At 72.9% G+C, this 15,902-nt stretch carries 17 protein-coding genes and 1 pseudogene; 5 read left to right on the top strand and 13 right to left on the bottom strand.

Annotated elements, in window-relative coordinates:
• Nucleotides 1-44: 44 nt before the first annotated feature.
• From IO30_RS0124685 to IO30_RS0124675, 3 genes are read right to left on the bottom strand one after another with little or no spacing between them, the layout of a single operon-like run.
• Entirely contained in the window at nucleotides 45-581 is a 537-nt protein-coding gene (locus IO30_RS0124685) for a hypothetical protein (RefSeq protein ID WP_031146286.1), read from the bottom strand.
• A gap of 33 nt (nucleotides 582-614) precedes the next feature.
• A complete protein-coding gene (locus IO30_RS0124680; RefSeq protein ID WP_031146284.1) occupies nucleotides 615-1,193 on the bottom strand; it encodes a DNA-3-methyladenine glycosylase I in 579 nt (192 codons plus the stop codon).
• Nucleotides 1,190-1,576, bottom strand: coding sequence for a DivIVA domain-containing protein (locus tag IO30_RS0124675; RefSeq protein WP_051858886.1), 387 nt, complete (start codon nucleotides 1,574-1,576; stop codon nucleotides 1,190-1,192). The genes IO30_RS0124680 and IO30_RS0124675 overlap by 4 nt, the downstream gene beginning before the upstream one ends.
• A 76-nt stretch (nucleotides 1,577-1,652) precedes the next feature.
• Between IO30_RS0124675 and folP the strand changes: the two genes are divergently transcribed.
• The gene (folP, locus tag IO30_RS0124670) at nucleotides 1,653-2,513 is read left to right on the top strand and encodes a dihydropteroate synthase (protein ID WP_031146281.1); all 861 of its coding nucleotides are present in this window, start codon (nucleotides 1,653-1,655) and stop codon (nucleotides 2,511-2,513) included.
• Between the two features lie 72 nt (nucleotides 2,514-2,585).
• On the opposite strand, the gene IO30_RS0124665 is transcribed toward folP, so the two are convergent.
• Entirely contained in the window at nucleotides 2,586-3,353 is a 768-nt protein-coding gene (locus tag IO30_RS0124665) for an LOG family protein (RefSeq protein WP_031146280.1), read from the bottom strand.
• 64 nt (nucleotides 3,354-3,417) lie between these two features.
• Complete coding sequence (dapE, locus tag IO30_RS0124660) at nucleotides 3,418-4,497, bottom strand: succinyl-diaminopimelate desuccinylase (RefSeq protein WP_031146277.1); 1,080 nt, start codon at nucleotides 4,495-4,497, stop codon at nucleotides 3,418-3,420.
• 86 nt (nucleotides 4,498-4,583) lie between these two features.
• Here dapE and IO30_RS0124655 point away from each other — a divergent pair, with 86 nt between their 5' ends.
• Nucleotides 4,584-5,531: a hypothetical protein gene (locus IO30_RS0124655; RefSeq protein ID WP_031146275.1), complete on the top strand. Its 948-nt coding sequence runs from the start codon at nucleotides 4,584-4,586 to the stop codon at nucleotides 5,529-5,531.
• 267 nt (nucleotides 5,532-5,798) lie between these two features.
• Nucleotides 5,799-6,200: a hypothetical protein gene (locus tag IO30_RS0124650; RefSeq protein ID WP_031146273.1), complete on the top strand. Its 402-nt coding sequence runs from the start codon at nucleotides 5,799-5,801 to the stop codon at nucleotides 6,198-6,200.
• Nucleotides 6,201-6,295: 95 nt separating this feature from the next.
• On the opposite strand, the gene dapC is transcribed toward IO30_RS0124650, so the two are convergent.
• Both dapC and fdxA read right to left on the bottom strand, forming a co-directional pair.
• Entirely contained in the window at nucleotides 6,296-7,390 is a 1,095-nt protein-coding gene (gene dapC / locus IO30_RS0124645) for a succinyldiaminopimelate transaminase (protein ID WP_031146272.1), read from the bottom strand.
• A 106-nt stretch (nucleotides 7,391-7,496) separates the two neighbouring features.
• Nucleotides 7,497-7,829, bottom strand: a complete 333-nt coding sequence (fdxA, locus tag IO30_RS0124640) for a ferredoxin (protein ID WP_031146270.1) — start codon at nucleotides 7,827-7,829, stop codon at nucleotides 7,497-7,499.
• A 117-nt stretch (nucleotides 7,830-7,946) separates the two neighbouring features.
• Here fdxA and IO30_RS0124635 point away from each other — a divergent pair, with 117 nt between their 5' ends.
• On the top strand, nucleotides 7,947-8,933 hold the full coding sequence (locus IO30_RS0124635; RefSeq protein ID WP_031146269.1) for a GNAT family N-acetyltransferase: 987 nt from the start codon (nucleotides 7,947-7,949) through the stop codon (nucleotides 8,931-8,933).
• On the top strand, nucleotides 8,930-9,724 hold the full coding sequence (locus IO30_RS0124630; RefSeq protein ID WP_031146267.1) for a transglutaminase-like domain-containing protein: 795 nt from the start codon (nucleotides 8,930-8,932) through the stop codon (nucleotides 9,722-9,724). Before IO30_RS0124635 ends, IO30_RS0124630 begins: the two co-directional genes overlap by 4 nt.
• 111 nt (nucleotides 9,725-9,835) lie before the next feature.
• Here the strand turns inward: IO30_RS0124630 and IO30_RS0124625 are convergent, their stop codons facing one another.
• From IO30_RS0124625 to IO30_RS40780, 6 genes and pseudogenes are all read right to left on the bottom strand, one after another.
• Entirely contained in the window at nucleotides 9,836-11,887 is a 2,052-nt protein-coding gene (locus tag IO30_RS0124625; protein ID WP_031146265.1) for a peptidoglycan binding domain-containing protein, read from the bottom strand.
• A gap of 195 nt (nucleotides 11,888-12,082) precedes the next feature.
• The gene (locus IO30_RS0124620; protein WP_031146264.1) at nucleotides 12,083-12,466 is read right to left on the bottom strand and encodes a DUF6113 family protein; all 384 of its coding nucleotides are present in this window, start codon (nucleotides 12,464-12,466) and stop codon (nucleotides 12,083-12,085) included.
• Nucleotides 12,463-13,359, bottom strand: coding sequence for an N-acetyl-1-D-myo-inositol-2-amino-2-deoxy-alpha-D-glucopyranoside deacetylase (gene mshB / locus IO30_RS0124615; protein ID WP_031146263.1), 897 nt, complete (start codon nucleotides 13,357-13,359; stop codon nucleotides 12,463-12,465). The genes IO30_RS0124620 and mshB overlap by 4 nt, the downstream gene beginning before the upstream one ends.
• A gap of 23 nt (nucleotides 13,360-13,382) precedes the next feature.
• Complete coding sequence (locus tag IO30_RS0124610) at nucleotides 13,383-13,577, bottom strand: hypothetical protein (protein ID WP_031146261.1); 195 nt, start codon at nucleotides 13,575-13,577, stop codon at nucleotides 13,383-13,385.
• 354 nt (nucleotides 13,578-13,931) lie between these two features.
• Nucleotides 13,932-14,993, bottom strand: a complete 1,062-nt coding sequence (locus IO30_RS0124605; RefSeq protein ID WP_031146259.1) for an ABC transporter ATP-binding protein — start codon at nucleotides 14,991-14,993, stop codon at nucleotides 13,932-13,934.
• A pseudogene (locus IO30_RS40780) lies at nucleotides 14,986-15,890 on the bottom strand (ABC transporter ATP-binding protein). Before IO30_RS40780 ends, IO30_RS0124605 begins: the two are co-directional and overlap by 8 nt.
• Nucleotides 15,891-15,902: the final 12 nt, after the last annotated feature.

The following is a 15,902-nucleotide window of genomic DNA, read 5'->3' as shown; positions in this document are numbered from 1 at the left end:
TCAGGACGCGGCCGGGCGGTGTGCGCCCGGCCGCGCCGGGCGCTTCATTCGGTGTCGAACCAGTCCCGTCCGGCGGCCCAGTGCCCGGCCCATGCGGCGAAGCCGCCGAAGGGCAGGGCCCCCTCGCCGGTGACGAGCCATACGCGGCCCCGCTCGGCTCCGGTCACGACGAGGTGCCAGTTCATCCCGCAGCCGTCGGTGCCCAGCACGACCGAGCCGTGGTCGAAGACCGGGGCGAGCCGCGCCTCGAACTCCCCTGCGCCCTCCCCGGCGGGCCCGTCCTCGTCGTCCTCCCAGGTCCAGGCCTCCGTCAGGGGGAAGGGCTCGGCGAGCACCCGCGCGGGGCGGCCGTGCCCCCAGTCCACGGGCAGGGCCGCCACCGGCTCCAGGCCGTAGTGCGGCGGCCCGGCCGGGAAGCCGTCGCAGACCTCCGCGACGAGCGTCCGGTAGGGCTCGGGGAGCACGATCGCGTGCTCCGCCTCGAAGGCGCGCACGGCGTCCCAGCCGAGCGGCGGCGTGCCCGCGCCGAAGAGGGTCCGCAGCGCGGCCAGGTCGTCGGGACGGGCGTGTTCGGTGTCCATGGGGACTCGATACCAGCCGCCCGCCGCGCCGGATCAGGCGGGGTCGCGGGAGACACAGGCGGCCAGGTGGTCGTTGACCAGCCCGCAGGCCTGCATCAGGGCGTAGGCGGTGGTGGGTCCGACGAAGCGGATGCCCGCCTTCTTCAGGGCCTTGGCGAGTGCCGTGGACTCCGGGGTGACCGCCGGGACCAGTTCGGTCGTCACGGGGGCCGGGCCGGGCTCCTCCGGGACGTGCGACCAGATCAGGGTGTCGAGCTCGCCCGGCTCCCACCCGGCCAGGACCTTGGCATTGGCCAAGGTCGCCTCGATCTTGGCCCGGTTGCGGATGATCCCCTCGTCGGCGAGGAGGCGTTCCGCGTCCGCCGGTCCGAACTCCGCGACCGCCGCGATCTCGAATGAGGAGAACGCCTTGCGGAAGCCCTCCCGCCGCCGCAGGATCGTCAGCCACGACAGCCCGGACTGGAAGGCCTCCAGGCACAGCCGCTCGTACAGCGCGTCGTCACCGTGGACCGGACGGCCCCACTCCGTGTCGTGGTAGGCGATGTAGTCCTCCGTGGCCAGCGCCCACGGGCAGCGCAGCAGCCCGTCCGCGCCCGCGGCCGCGGCGCTCACCGGTCCCCGTCCCCGTGCTTGGTGAGGTCGATGTGGCCGTCCCCGTCCTGCGGGACCGCGTCCGCGGGGCCCGCGTCCACGGGCGCCGGGCCGGCCGCCACCGCCGTCAGCTGGGCGATCCGGGCGTCCCGCTCGGCCAGCTCCGCCGCCAGCCGCTCCAGGACGTCGTCCACCTCGGCCATCCGGTAGCCGCGGGGCGCGACGGGCAGCCGCAGCGCGTCGATGTCGGCCCGTACGACGGGACGGCTCTCCGGCAGCCCGTCGGCCACCCGGTCCGGCTCCGCTTCCGGCAGCACGGCCTCCGAACCCCCGCCGATCACGGCAAGGGTGACCGCCGCCACGACCACGACCAGCGCGATCATCAAGAAGAAGAACACGATCAACTCCCCTGAGAGACTCCGGCCACCAGGTTAAGGTCGCAGGCGAGGCGCAAGGGCCGCCGAAGGAGGAAAGAGCAGGATGCTGCGACTGGGCAGGCGCGAGTTCGACACCCACGAGCCGGTGATCATGGCCATCGTGAACCGGACGCCGGACTCCTTCTACGACCAGGGCGCGACCTTCCTCGACGAGCCGGCCCTGGACCGCGTCGAGCAGGCGGTCGCCGAGGGCGCCGCGATCATCGACATCGGCGGGGTGAAGGCGGGTCCGGGCGAGCACGTGGACGCGGCCGAGGAGGCGCGGCGCACGGTCGGCTTCGTCGCCGAGGTCCGGCGCCGCCACCCGGACGTGGTGATCAGCGTGGACACCTGGCGGCACGAGGTCGGCGAGGCGGTCTGCGAGGCCGGGGCCGACGTGCTGAACGACGCCTGGGGCGGGGTGGACCCCAAGCTGGCGGAGGTCGCCGCGCGCTACGGCGCCGGGCTGGTCTGCACCCATGCGGGCGGCGTGGAACCGCGTACCCGGCCGCACCGGACAGCGTACGAGGACGTGATGGCGGACATCCTGCGGGTCACCGTCGGCCTCGCCGAACGCGCCGAGGCCCTCGGCGTCCGCCGCGACGCGATCATGATCGATCCGGGGCACGACTTCGGGAAGAACACCCGCCACTCGCTGGAGGCCACGCGCCGGCTGGACGAGATGACGGCGACGGGCTGGCCGGTCCTGGTCTCCCTGTCCAACAAGGACTTCGTCGGCGAGAGCCTCGACAAGCCGGTCAAGGAACGGCTGCTGGGCACCCTGGCCACGACGGCCGTCTCGGCCTGGCTCGGCGCGCAGGTCTACCGGGTCCACGAGGTCGCGGAGACGAAGCAGGTCCTGGACATGGTCCGCTCGATCCAGGGGCTCCGCCCGCCGGCGGTCGCCCGCCGCGGCCTGGCCTGAGCCGTCGGGGCGGCCCGGCCCGAGCCGCCGGAGCTCCGGGGGCCCGGGCCTCCCGGCCCGGGCCCCGTCGCCCTACTTCCCGACTTCCTTCGTCACCAGGGCGATCGCCTCGTCCACGTCGTCCGTGACGTGGAACAGGTAGAGGTCCTTCTCCGAGGCCTTGCCCTGCGCGATCACCGTGTTCTTCAGCCAGTCGATCAGGCCGCTCCAGTACGCCGTGCCGAACAGCACGATCGGGAAGCGGGTGATCTTCTGCGTCTGGACGAGGGTCAGCGCCTCGAACATCTCGTCCAGCGTGCCGAGTCCGCCCGGCAGGACGACGAAGCCCTGGCTGTACTTCACGAACATCGTCTTGCGGACGAAGAAGTACCGGAAGTTCAGGCCCAGGTCGACGTGCTCGTTGAGGCCCTGTTCGAAGGGCAGCTCGATGCCGAGGCCGACGGAGATGCCGCCCGCCTCGCGCGCGCCCTTGTTGGCCGCCTCCATGGCGCCCGGACCACCGCCGGTGATCACCGCGAAGCCCGCGTCGACCAGCGCGCTGCCGATCCGTACGCCCGCCTCGTACTCGGGCGTCCCCGCCGGGGTGCGGGCCGAGCCGAACACGCTGATCGCGGGCGGCAGCTCGGCGAGCGTGCCGAAGCCCTCGATGAACTCCGACTGGATGCGCAGGACCCGCCAGGGATCGGTGTGCACCCACTCGGAGGGCCCGGCGGAATCCAGCAGCCGCTGGTCCGTCGTACTCCCGGCCTGCACCTGGCTCCGCCTCCTCAGCACCGGCCCGAGCTGCTGCTCCTCGGGCCGACGACGAGCTTCCCCGTCAGGATTACCGCGGTTGCCCATGATGTGCTCCCTCCTGCTGATCGTTGGATCAGGGTAGGCGCACAAAGGTGACGGGAGGCGGAATTCAGGAGGTCAGCCAGGCGCGGAGTCGTTCCTCGCAGTGCAGGATCGCCTTCGTCTCGACCCGCTCGTCGACCTTGTGGGCCAGCAGGGCGTTGCCCGGGCCGTAGTTGACCGCCGGGACGCCCAGCGCGCTGAAGCGCGAGACGTCCGTCCAGCCGAACTTCGGCATGGCGCGGCCGCCGACCGCCTCCATGAACGCCGCGGCCGCCGGGTGGCCGAGGCCGGGGAGGGCGCCGCCGGAGGAGTCGTCGACGACGAACTCGGCGATGTCGCAGTCCGCGAAGACCTCCCGTACGTGCGCCAGCGCCTCGTCCTCGCTGCGGTCCGGGGCGTAGCGGAAGTTGACCGTCACCGTGCAGGCGTCGGGGATCACGTTGTTGGCGACGCCGCCCTCGATCCGGACGGCGTTGAGGCCCTCGTGGTACTCCAGGCCGTCGATGACCGGCTTGCGGGGCTCGTACGCCGCCAGCTTGGCCAGGATCGGTCCGGCGGTGTGGATGGCGTTGGACCCCATCCAGCTGCGCGCGGAGTGGGCGCGCTCGCCCGCGGTGCGCAGCAGGACCCGCAGGGTGCCCTGGCAGCCGCCCTCGACCTCGGCGTTCGAGGGCTCCAGCAGGACGGCGAAGTCCCCGGTCAGCCAGTCGGGGTGTGCCTCGGCGACCTTGCCGAGGCCGTTGAGGTCGGCGGCGACCTCTTCCTGGTCGTAGAAAACGAAGGTGAGGTCGCGGTTGGGTTCGGGCACGGTCGCGGCGATGCGCAGCTGCACGGCGACGCCCGACTTCATGTCGGTGGTGCCGCAGCCCCACAGGACGTCGTTCTCGTCGAGGCGGGACGGCACGTTGTCCGCGATCGGGACGGTGTCGAGGTGGCCGGCGAGGACGACGCGCTCGGCCCGGCCCAGCTGCGTACGGGCGACGACGTTGTTGCCGAAGCGGTCCACGGTCAGGTGCGGCAGGGCGCGCAGCGCGTGTTCCACGAGGTCGGCGAGTACCTTCTCGTCGCCGCTCACGGAAGGAATGTCGACGAGCCGGGCGGTCAGCTCGGCGGCGTCCAGGGTGAGGTCCAGCTCGGATTCGGGCATGGAACCGACCCTAACCCGCCGGGACCGGACACACCCCCGTCGTCCGGCCGGTGGACGCGTCATATGCCTCAAGTACGGTGGGCCGCGTGTCCGAGACCCGTCGCATTCGCCCCCGTCGCCGCAGGCCGCTCCGCGTGGCCGTCGGTTTCCTCGTGCTGATCGCGGTGATCGGCTACTTCGCCGTCCAACGGGACTCCAACGGAGGTGCGGGCGCCCCGTACTGCTCCGCCTCCGTGGGCGGCGACGGCGGGCAGAAGTACGAGATGACGCCCGAGCAGGCCGCGAACGCGGCGACGATAGCGGCCGTCGGCATCTCCAAGGGGCTGCCGGACCGGGCGGTGACGATCGCGCTGGCGACCGCGATGCAGGAGTCGGCGCTGCGCAACCTCGACCACGGCGACCGCGACTCGCTGGGCCTGTTCCAGCAGCGGCCCTCGCAGGGCTGGGGCACCCCGGAGCAGATCACGGACCCGGTGTACTCGGCCGCGATCTTCTACGACCACCTCGTCGACGTCCCGGGGTACTCGCGGCTGCCCCTGACCGTGGCCGCGCAGAAGGTGCAGCGCAGCGGCTATCCGCAGGCGTACGCGAAGCACGAGCCGGACGCGACGGTCCTGACGGCCGCCTTCGGCGAGGGCGGCGTGCTGTTCTGCTCGGGTCCGGCCCCGCTGCGCGGTGACCCGCAGAAGATCGAGGCGGAGCTGGTACGGGCCTTCGGCAAGCAGACGCTCGGCGCCGCGGGCAGTGCGCCGGAGGGCCGGACGGAGGCGGGCGCGGTCCCGGAGCCCGAGGTCAACCTCCGGCTCAAGCGGGACGGCGGCCCCGAAGAGGCCCGCCGCGGCCGGGCGATGGCGCACTGGGCGGTGGCGCGCTCGCACGAGCTGGGCATCGCCCGGGTCTCGTACGGCGACGCGGGCTGGGTCGGCGGGCAGGCCCGGGGCCAGTGGCAGCACAAGGGCGACAGCGGCAAGTCCGGTGAGGCGGACCCGCACGACGCCGTCCCCGACGAGGTACGGATCTTCGTCGCCCGCTGACGCCCCCGGGAGCGCAGCGGCGGGCGAAACGCCGCCCGGAGGTGCCCGGCCGCATGTACGAGGGGTCACTCCTGCGGGGGTGACCGAGCGGCCGGTCAGAACGGGCCCCACGGGCAAGGAACCCCTGGTGGGCGCGCATCCGGTGCGTTTGTCGCGGAAGCCGATTAAACGATGCGTTACCGATCCTTTACCTGACGGCTCCGCAACTCCACCCGCCCCACGAGCGGTTGTACACGGCGTACTCAGCCGCTACCGCTTAGGAGCATCATGTCCCTCCCCCTGACCCGTCGGATCGCCCGTGCCGCGCTGCTCCTCGCAGCCGGGACAGCGCCCGTGGTCGGTGCGGCCGGCGTGGCCAGCGCCACCGGCCTGGAGTCCGTGCCGCAGCTGGGCCAGCTCACCGCCCCGCTGACCGCCCCGGACAGCGCCGACGCCACCGCCGCGACCGACGTGGCCACGGACGCCGCGGGCACCGCCACCGAAGCCGTTCCGTCCGTCGCCCCCGCCGCCGGCGGTCTGGCGGGCACCACGGGGGGCCTCCTCGGCGGCCTGCCGACGCAGGACCTCCCGGCCGCCACGGGAGGCCTGCCGACCGGCGGCCTGCCCACGGGCGGCCTGCCGCTGGCCGGCGGTCTCCCGGGCGGTCTTCCCGGCGGCCTGGCCGGCTGACCGTCCAGGAACACACCGAAGGGGCCGGGAGCGCGAACTCCCGGCCCCTTCGGGCCGTTCGGGGGCAAGCAACGCCCTGGACGCCCTCGCAGGCCTCAGCCGAGGCGCTTGACCGCCGCCTCAACCCGCTCGTCGGTGGCCGTGAAGGCGACGCGGACGAAGCGCGCGCCCGCCTCGCCGTAGAAATCGCCCGGCGCGACCAGGATGCCCAGCTCCGCCAGGTGCGCGACGGTGTCCCAGCAGGGCTCGTCGCGGGTCACCCACAGGTAGAGGCTCGCCTCGCTGTGCTCGACGCGGAAGCCGTGCGCCTCCAGGGCCGTGCGCAGCGCCGCCCGGCGGGCGGCATACCGGGCCCGCTGCTCCTCGACGTGACGGTCGTCGCCGAGGGCCGCGACCGTGGCCGCCTGGACCGGGGCCGCGGTCATCATGCCGCCGTGCTTGCGGATCTGGAGCAGCTCGCCGAGGACGTCCGCGTCACCGGCGACGAAGGCGGCCCGGTAGCCCGCCAGGTTGGACCGCTTGGAGAGGGAGTGGACGGCGACGAGGCCCTCGTACGAGCCCCCGCACACCTCGTCGTGCAGGACGGAGACGGGCTCGGCCTCCCAGCCCAGCTCCAGGTAGCACTCGTCGCTGAAGATCAGGATCCCGTGCTCGCGCGCCCAGGCCACGATCCGGATGAGCTCCTCCTTGGAGAGGACCTTCCCGGTGGGGTTGGACGGGGAGTTGAGCCACAGGAGCTTCACCCCGGCCGGGTCGAGCTCCGTGGGGTCGTCGTAGACCACCGGCTCGGCCCCGCACAGCCGCGCGCCGACCTCGTAGGTCGGGTAGGCCAGCCGCGGGTAGGCGACCTTGTCACCGGCGCCGAGACCCAGCTGGGTCGGCAGCCAGGCCACCAGTTCCTTGGAGCCGACCACGGGCAGGACGTTGCGGTGCCCTGCGGCGCTCGCGCCGAGGCGGCCGCGGACCCAGCCCGTGATCGCGTCGCGCAGGGCGGGCGTGCCCCAGACGGTCGGGTAGCCCGGGGAGTCCGCGGCGCCGATCAGGGCGCGCTGGATCAGCTCGGGAACCGGGTCCACGGGGGTGCCGACCGACAGGTCGACGATGCCGTCCGCGTGGGCCGCCGCCGTGGCCTTGTACGGCTCCAGCTTGTCCCAGGGAAAGACGGGAAGACGGTCGGAAACTGCGGCCACGGGACTCTCTGCTCTCTCTGGGTGCGGGTGCATGGACGGAAAACGCCTCGGTCCCGTGCGGCGGGCAGGCCGTACGGGACCGAGGGGCGCTTCTGCCGTGGAACGGTCAGTGCTCGTCGCCGTTGATGCCGGCGGGCAGCGCCGCGACGAAGGGGTGGTCGCGCTCGATCAGGCCCAGCTTGGAGGCACCACCGGGCGAACCGAGCTCGTCGAAGAACTCGACGTTCGCCTTGTAGTAGTCCTTCCACTCCTCCGGGGTGTCGTCCTCGTAGAAGATGGCCTCGACCGGGCAGACCGGCTCACACGCACCACAGTCGACGCACTCGTCCGGGTGGATGTACAAGGACCGCTGGCCCTCGTAGATGCAGTCGACGGGGCACTCTTCGATGCATGCCTTGTCCTTGACGTCGACACAAGGCTCCGCGATGACGTAGGTCACGCTCTCGTTCCTCCTCGGTAGGGCTTTCCATATCGCGCGGGAGCGCGGCGTCGTCGATGCCCGCACCTAGTATCTCCGTTCCCGGGCACGATCCGAACAGGAGGGGCGGACAGAGCTGTGGAAATCACTGCGGGTGGACTGCTGGAGGTCCGTATCACCCCGGCTGACGTGGGAAAACGAGTGTCTGTACGACGGGTGGAGGCACATCCGAGCGGATCCCCCGAGTTCACGGACACGGTAGGAGTTCTCACATCCTGGGACGCGGGTGTGCTGCTGATCACACGAAAGACCGGTGAGTCCGTCCGCATCGCGGAATCGTCGCTGGTGGCGGGCAAGGTCGTACCGCCCGCTCCGGCCCGCAGACGGGGCCCCGCAGCCTCCTTCGAGGAGCTCACGACGGTGGCCGCGCGGTCCTGGCAGCCGTTGGAGAGCGAGCCGCTGGGCGGCTGGACCCTGCGGGCCTCCGAGGGCTTCACGCGGCGCGCCAACTCGGTCCTGCCGCTCGGCGACCCCGGGATATCCCTGGACGATGCACTCGCGCGGGTGACGTCCTGGTACGCGCACCGCGGACTCCCCGCGTACGTGCAGGCCGCGACGGGCGCCGCCGGCACCCAGGAGCTGCTGTGCGCGGAGCTGGAACGGCGGGGCTGGACGTCCGAGGTGTCGGCCGAGGTACGGATCGGCGCGCTCGCGCCGGTGGGCGACGTGGACGCTCCCGAGGCGGCGGCCGTACGGCTGACCCGCACCCCGGACGAGGAGTGGCTGGGGCGCTACGGGAAGGTCACCGACCCGGACCTGGCCCGGCGGATGCTGGTGGCGGGGCCGTCGGTGTGGTTCGCGGCGCTGCCCGGGGGCCGGGCGATCGGGCGGTGCGTGGTGGACGGGCGGTGGGCCGGGTTCGCGGCCGTGACCGTCGATCCCGCGCACCGGCGCGAGGGCCTGGCGACGGCCGTGATGGCGGCGCTGGCCGCGCGGGCACTGGAGGAGGGCGCGTCGGCGGCCTGGCTCCAGGTGGAGACGGACAACGCCGGGGCGCGGGCGCTCTACGACGGGCTGGGCTTCTCGGCGCACCACACCTACCACCACTACCGGGCGGCGCCGTGAGTTCCGCGGAGCGCCGGGCGCAGTTCGCGGCCGAGGCCCGGTCGGAGCGGCCCGACCTCGCGGTCCTGTGCCTGCTGCTGGCGGCGGAGGCCGACCCGGAGCTGGACGAACGGGCCATGGACTGGGCCCAGATCGAGCTGGACCGGCTGGCCGGGATGCTCCCTTACGGGCTGCGCGACGCACGCCAGTGGGCCTCGGCGGTCACGGAACTGCTCGGCGGGCGCCTCGCGTTCCACGGCACTCCCGCGGACTACGACCGGCTGTCGTCCTCGCTGCTGCACGAGGTGCTGCGGCGCCGGCGGGGGCTGCCGATCCTGTTGTCGGTGGTCTGGCTGGAGGTCGCCCGGCGGGCCGGGGCGCCCGTCTACGGGCTGGGTCTGCCGGGCCACTTCGTGGTGGGCTTCGGGGATCCGCAGGACGGGATCGTGGTGGACCCCTTCGCGGGCGGCGCCTCACTGGGCGCCGGGCCCGCGGAACTGGCGACGGGGCCGCGGACGCCCGCCAGGACGCTGGACATCGTGCTGCGGATCCTGAACAACATCCGGGCCTGGGCCTCCGCGCGCCCGGAGGAGTCCGCGGTGGCGCTGTGGGCCCTGGAGCTCTCGCTGCTGCTGCCCTCGCATCCGGCGTCGCTGCGCTACGAACGGGCCCGGCTGCTGGTCGAGCGGGGCTCGTTCCGTGAGGGGGCCGCGGAGCTGGAGGCGTACGCGGAGGTGGTCGCCGCGGTGGACACGGACGCGGCGTCCCGCATCCGGGCCGAGGCCGTCTCCGCCCGCGCCCTGCTGAACTGACCGCCGCCACGGGCGCGAGGGGCCGGGACGGGGCGCCTGCCGGCCGCGCACGGCCGAGCCCCCGGCCCGGGGTCCGGGGCGGGGGCTCGGCGGGCGGGACCGCAGGGTCGGCTAGCCGGCGTTGGTGTCGATGACCACGGTGCGTTCGGCCGTGGTCTTGCCGCGCAGGGCCGTGCCGAGGGCGCCCGCGACGTCCTGCGGGGTGACCGCGGTCTTGGCGCCGGTGCCGCGGGTGATCAGGACCCCGTCGAAGGTGTTCCCGTAGGTCTCCTTGAGGGCGTCCAGGTCGAACTTCTCGACGAGGTGGCCGTCCACGGCCTGCATGCTGAGGATGCGCGGCAGGGACTTGCCGCCGAAGGCGATGGACTTGCCGCCCGCCTTGACGACGGCGTTGGCCGACATGGCCGGCTCGGCGAAGCTCTTCATCGCCCGGTCGAGTTCGGCCTGGTCGATGACCGGCGCCTTGGTGGTGACGGGCAGTTCGACCGGGGCGGCCTTGCCGGTGGCGACCATGTCGCGGAAGGCCTTGGTGACCTGGTCCACGGAGGCGTCCACGTCGAGGGTGTTGCCCGGGGTACCGGGGACGGCCACGGCCTTGCCGGTGTCGAACTTGATCGTGCCCTCGGTGGCCGTGCCCGCGGTGGAGGCGAGCTCCTGGAGCGCGACCTGGAGCTTCTCCTCGTCGACCGGCATGACGGCGTCGGCGGTGCGCTCCTGGCCGAGGAGCGAGCCGATCACGGTGACGGGGTTGTAGTCGCTGCCCGCCGCGTTGCGGACGGTGGTCTGGCTGTCCAGGGTCAGGCCGGCCTTCTCGGGCTTCAGCTCGACGGGCTTGCCGTCGACGCTGAGCTGGAGCGGGGCGCCTGCGCGGGAGCCGAAGGCCTGCTGGAGCTTGGTCACGGCCTCGTCGCGGCTGCCGCTGATGTCGACGCCGAGGACGGTGGTGCCCTTGGGTACGTCGGAGTGGTTCAGAAGCAGCCCCGCGCCGTAGGCCACGCCCAGGAGGGCGATGACTCCGCCGCCGAGCAGGACCAGCTTGGAGCGGCCCTTCTTGGCGGGCTTGGCGGTGGCGGCCGGCTTCGGGGCGGCCGGGCGGGCGGCTGCCGGGGCCGGGGCCGGGGCGGGCAGCGTCGGTACGGGCGCAGGCGCCGGGGCCTGGAGGTGGCCGGGCTGCGGGGTGTCCAGCTCGGGGCCGGGCCAGCGGGGGGCCTCGCCGGGGCGGGGGCCGTCGCCGGGGCCGGTCCCGTAGCCGGGGCCGCCGGTGGGGCCGGCGGGGGCGTCGTTCTGGCTGCCGTAGACGGGGAAGGCCTCGGTGACCGGGCCCGTGTCCTCCTGGCCGTTCCCGTACGCGGGGTAGCCCTGGGCCGAGCCCACGCCGGGGCCGCCGGGGTACGGGCCCGCGGGGGCCGGGGGCTGCGGGCGGCCGGGGCCCGGTCCCATCGGGTCCTGGCCGTAGGGCGTGCCCGGGCCGGGTACCGGCGGGGGCGGGGTGGTGCGGGGCGGGGCGTAGCCCGCACCGGGTACCGGCGGCGGGGTCGTACGGGGCGGGGCGTAGCCCGCGCCGGGTACGGGCCCGGGCGCCGGGGCGGGCGCGGGCTGCTGCACGGGCTGCTGCACCGGCGCGGGCGCCGGCGGCGGGGTGGCCGAGGCGGCGGGCGCGGGGGCCTTGCGGGGGGCGAACCAGTTGCTGGGCGCGTCCCCCTCGGCCGCGGCCGGGGCGGGCGCGGGACCCTGGCCCGGCCCGCGCGGCGGTCCGTCCACCGGCTCCTGCTCGGCTTCGATGCGGGTCGGCCGGGGCTTCGGCCGCGCCGGGAGCGGCGGCTCCGCCGGCTGCGGGGCCGGCTGCTCCTGCGGGGCCGCGGCGTCGGCTCCGGCGCTGGCCCCCATGGCCTTGCGCACGACCACGGGCGGGATCGGACGCGAACCCGGGATGTTGATCCGAATCCGGGTCGTCAGGGTGGTCTCGGTCTTGGGCCCGTCGGAATCGGGCGTGGACGGCTTCGAAGTCACAGAGTTCTCCTCCGGGGCGGTCGCCGCGGCAGGCCCAGGCGGCACAGTCGTGGACGGATACTGGCCGGTTCCATACGGCGGGGTACCCGAGGGGTAGGCGGCTCCACCGCGCCCTTGGGGCCCGGAGGACGAACTGTCAGTTTCACGACTCAAGGCAGGTTCTCCCGGTTGGCTCCGCCGCCCGTCATACCGTGCGCGGGCAGCTCGGCGGCCCGTCCACCATACTGGCCGTCGCCCGGGCGCAACTGACCACCGGGAATCAGAGGTTCCCCATGAGCCCGGTCAAACCCCTCTCAAGCGGCGCCCGGACCCCCCTGAGCCCGTCCCCCTACGGGGTCCGACACCACGTCACTTGGCAGGCCGCACGGCCTGAATCGAACGATCCTGCGGTCCGCGCATCGTGGCACAGATCACAGCGAGCACCGTTCCACCCAAAAGATACGCGTACATGCCGATACCGGACGAACTGAGCAGGAAGTCTCCCTCCGGCCGCGGAACGCTGAGCGCCACGTACGAGAGGAACCAGCCCGCTGCGGCCCCGCCCACGCCGAGGCCGGTGCCGAGGGCGATCCGGCCGCCGAGGAACAGCCCGAAGAGGGCGAGGAGTCCGAGGAGCAGCCCGGCCGGGAACCACAGGTTCACCACGAGCCAGCCGGCCGCACCGGTGAGCACGCCCGCGAGCAACAGGCCCAGGAAGCCGGCGATCCGCCCGGGGTTCATCGTCCCGCTCACGCCTGCACCCCCGCGAACAGGTCGTGCTCGCGGCGGCCCGCGGGGGCGCCCGGCCGGCCGGCGGCCAGTTCGTAGTACTCCCGCGTGAAGAGCGGCTGCGCCAGGTCGTTGGAGAGGGCGAAGAAGGGGCCGTCCACGGCGATCTGGGTGGCGTGGGCGCGCATGGCGGCCGCCTTGGCGGCCGCGTAGGGCTCCTCGTCGCCGATCTCGGCGGTGATCCGCTCGTCGGGGACGACCCCCGGCACGTCGGCCGGTGTCGCGAGCCCCGGGAAGGGCGCCTTGCCCCCGGCGGCCCGCAGGGTCGCGAACCCTTCCTCGACCACCGAGAGCGGGACGCGGTTCCAGTAGATCTTCTCGACGGTGTGCGGCGCGCCGAGGTCGCGCCGGTACGCGCTCTCCGACGCCAGCTCCGCGCCGCGCATGGCGACCCGGTGGGCCTGGATGTGGTCGGGGTGCCCGTAGCCGCCGTCCGGGTCGTAGGTGACGAGCACCTGCGGGCGGATCTCGCGGATCACCTCGACGAGGTACGCGGCGGCCTCGTCCACGTCTGCGGACCAGAAGGCCTGCGGGCGGGTGTTCTGCGGGGCGCCCATCATCCCGGAGTCCCTGAAGCGGCCGGGGCCGCCCAGGAACCGGTGGTCGGCGACGCCCAGTTCGGCCATGGCCGCGGCGAGTTCACCGACGCGGTGGGCGCCCAGGGCGTCGTCGCGATCGGCCGCCAGGTGGGCGAGCCCGGGCGGGATGACCTCGCCCTCCTCGCCGAGGGTGCAGGTCACCAGGGTGACGTGGGCACCCTCGGCCGCGTACTTGGCCATGGTGACGCCGTTGTTGATCGACTCGTCGTCCGGGTGCGCGTGCACGAGCAGCAGGCGACGGGCGGGAAGACCGTTCATGGGCCAAGCCTACGAGCTGGACCTCAGAACTTGAGGCCACTGATCATGCTGGCCACGTTGTTCGTGAGCTGACTGAGGGTCGGCGCCACCGTGGAGCTCGCCAGGTAGAAGCCGAGAAGTACGCAGACCACCGCGTGTCCTGCTTTCAGGCCCGACTTGCGGACCAGCAGGAAGACGATGATCGCCAGCAGCACCACGGCGGAGATCGAGAGTGCCACGGCGTTTCACCTCCACGTCGAGCGGACATCGGTACGCATATTCGTGCTCGGCAGGATTCATACCCACCGCGTGCTACGGATCATAACTATCCGTGCCAGCGCATCGATCGAAATCCGGCAGCACGAGGGGCGCACGGCGCGCATCAGGAGGGGCACAGGGGTGACCGGCCGGACAGGCGTGGCGCCTCTCCGGCCGGCTGTCGGCACCCGCACGGCCGCACGCCACCCAGACTGCACGGCTCATATCTCGGGGCAGAAACGCACAAGTTGCCCCCGTGTTAACGGAGTTGGGCCAGTGACCGGGGTCACCGGCCCACCCCGACGCGGGTGGCTGGAAATGAGCGGTCGGCCGCTCTACTCCTCGGACAGCGGACCCGGAGGTTCCGCCGGCGGCGCCGGGTGCGGCACGACCTGCTTCTCCGCCGCGAAGTGACACGCCGAAGGGTGCGCGGCGGGACCCGTGGGGAAGACCGCCGGGACCGCGAGCAGCGGCACCTCCGCGGCGCAGCGCGCCTCGGCCTTCCAGCAGCGGGTGCGGAAGGGGCAGCCGGAGGGCGGGTTGGCCGGGGAGGGCACGTCGCCGGAGAGGATGATCCGCTCGCGGTGGGCGCGGGCCTCGGGGTCGGGGACGGGCACGGCGGAGAGCAGGGCCTGGGTGTAGGGGTGCGTGGGGTGTTCGTAGATCTGCGCGTCGGTGCCGATCTCCACGATCCGGCCGAGGTACATGACGCCGACCCGGTCCGAGATGTGCCGGACGATCGACAGGTCGTGCGCGATGAAGACGTAGGACAGGTCGAAGTCGCTCTGCAGGCGCTCCAGGAGGTTGATCACCTGGGCCTGGACGGAGACGTCCAGCGCGGAGACCGGCTCGTCGGCGACGATGATCTCGGGCCGCAGGGCCAGGCCCCGGGCGATGCCGATGCGCTGGCGCTGGCCGCCGGAGAACTGGTGCGGGTAGCGGTTGATGTACTCGGGGTTCAGGCCCACCACGTCCAGGAGTTCCTGGACCTTGCGGCGGCGGTCCCCCTTGGGGGCGACCTCGGGGTGGATCTCGTAGGGCTCGCCGATGATGTCGCCGACCGTCATACGCGGGTTCAGCGAGGTGTACGGGTCCTGGAAGACCATCTGAATGTTGCGCCGGACGGCCTTGAGGGCCTTCCCGGACAGTTTGGTGATGTCCTCGCCCTTGTAGGAGATCGCCCCCGCGGTGGGCCGTTCCAGGTTGACCAGCATCTTGGCCACGGTGGACTTGCCGCAGCCGGACTCGCCGACGATGCCGAGGGTCTCGCCGGGGCGCAGGTCGAAGGAGACCCCGTCGACGGCCTTCACGGCGCCGACCTGTTTGCGGAAGACGATGCCCTGGGTGAGCGGGTAGTGCTTGACGAGGTCCTTCACTTCCAGAAGGGACTCAGGCATGGAGGCACTCCTTCCAGAAGTGGCAGGCGCTGGTGCGCGGCGCCGGGGACTCCGTCACCTCGTAGAGCGGCGGGACGTCGGTGCGGCACACGGGCTGGGCCATCGGGCAGCGCGGGTTGAAGGCGCAGCCGGGCGGGATGGCCAGCAGGTTGGGCGGCAGGCCCTTGATCGCGTACAGCTCCTGGCCCTTCTGGTCCAGACGCGGGATCGAGTCCAGCAGACCGCGGGTGTACGGGTGCGCGGGCGGACGACGCCGAGGTCGTGGGTGATCAGGATCAGACCCATGTTCAGCTCGCGCTGGAGCTCGGCCAGCAGGTCCATCACCTGGGCCTGGACGGTCACGTCCAGGGCCGTGGTGGGCTCGTCCGCGATGATCAGCGAGGGTTCGAGGGCCATCGCCATCGCGATCATGATGCGCTGGCGCATGCCGCCGGAGAACTGGTGCGGGTAGTCGCCCACCCGCTCCTTCGCCGCGGGGATCTTCACCCGGTCCATCAGCTCGACGGCCTTGGCCCTGGCGTCCTTGCGGGACATCCCGCGGTGGACCTCGTACATCTCGCCGAGCTGCGCGCCCACGCTCAGGACGGGGTTCAGTGAGGACAGCGCGTCCTGGAAGATCATGGCCATCCCGGCGCCGCGGACCTTGCGCCGTTCCTCCTCCTTCATCTTCAGGAGGTCCTTGCCCTGGAAGAGGATCTCGCCGCCCGCGATCCGGCCCGGCGGCGCCTCCAGGATGCCCATCACCGCCTGGGCGGTCACCGACTTGCCCGAGCCGGACTCGCCGAGCACGGCGAGGGTCTCGCCCTCGTCCACCGAGTAGTTGACGCCGTTGACCGCCTTCGCGACTCCGTCGCGCGTCTTGAATTCCACGTGCAGGTCGCGGACTTCGAGCAGCATGTGCGGGGCTCC

It is taken from the genome of Streptomyces xanthophaeus, from assembly GCF_000725805.1.
Lineage (GTDB): Bacteria > Actinomycetota > Actinomycetes > Streptomycetales > Streptomycetaceae > Streptomyces > Streptomyces xanthophaeus.
Note: the sequence above shows the minus strand (reverse complement) of the source record. Positions and strands in the feature narration are given on the sequence as shown.

Coding starts and splice junctions, on each gene's coding strand:
- IO30_RS0124685 (WP_031146286.1), bottom strand. CDS start 581: ATGGACACCGAACACGCCCGTCCCGACGACCTGGCCGCGCTGCGGACC.
- folP (WP_031146281.1), top strand. CDS start 1,653: ATGCTGCGACTGGGCAGGCGCGAGTTCGACACCCACGAGCCGGTGATC.
- IO30_RS0124665 (WP_031146280.1), bottom strand. CDS start 3,353: ATGGGCAACCGCGGTAATCCTGACGGGGAAGCTCGTCGTCGGCCCGAG.
- dapE (WP_031146277.1), bottom strand. CDS start 4,497: ATGCCCGAATCCGAGCTGGACCTCACCCTGGACGCCGCCGAGCTGACC.
- IO30_RS0124650 (WP_031146273.1), top strand. CDS start 5,799: ATGTCCCTCCCCCTGACCCGTCGGATCGCCCGTGCCGCGCTGCTCCTC.
- mshB (WP_031146263.1), bottom strand. CDS start 13,359: ATGAACGGTCTTCCCGCCCGTCGCCTGCTGCTCGTGCACGCGCACCCG.
- IO30_RS0124605 (WP_031146259.1), bottom strand. CDS start 14,993: ATGCCTGAGTCCCTTCTGGAAGTGAAGGACCTCGTCAAGCACTACCCG.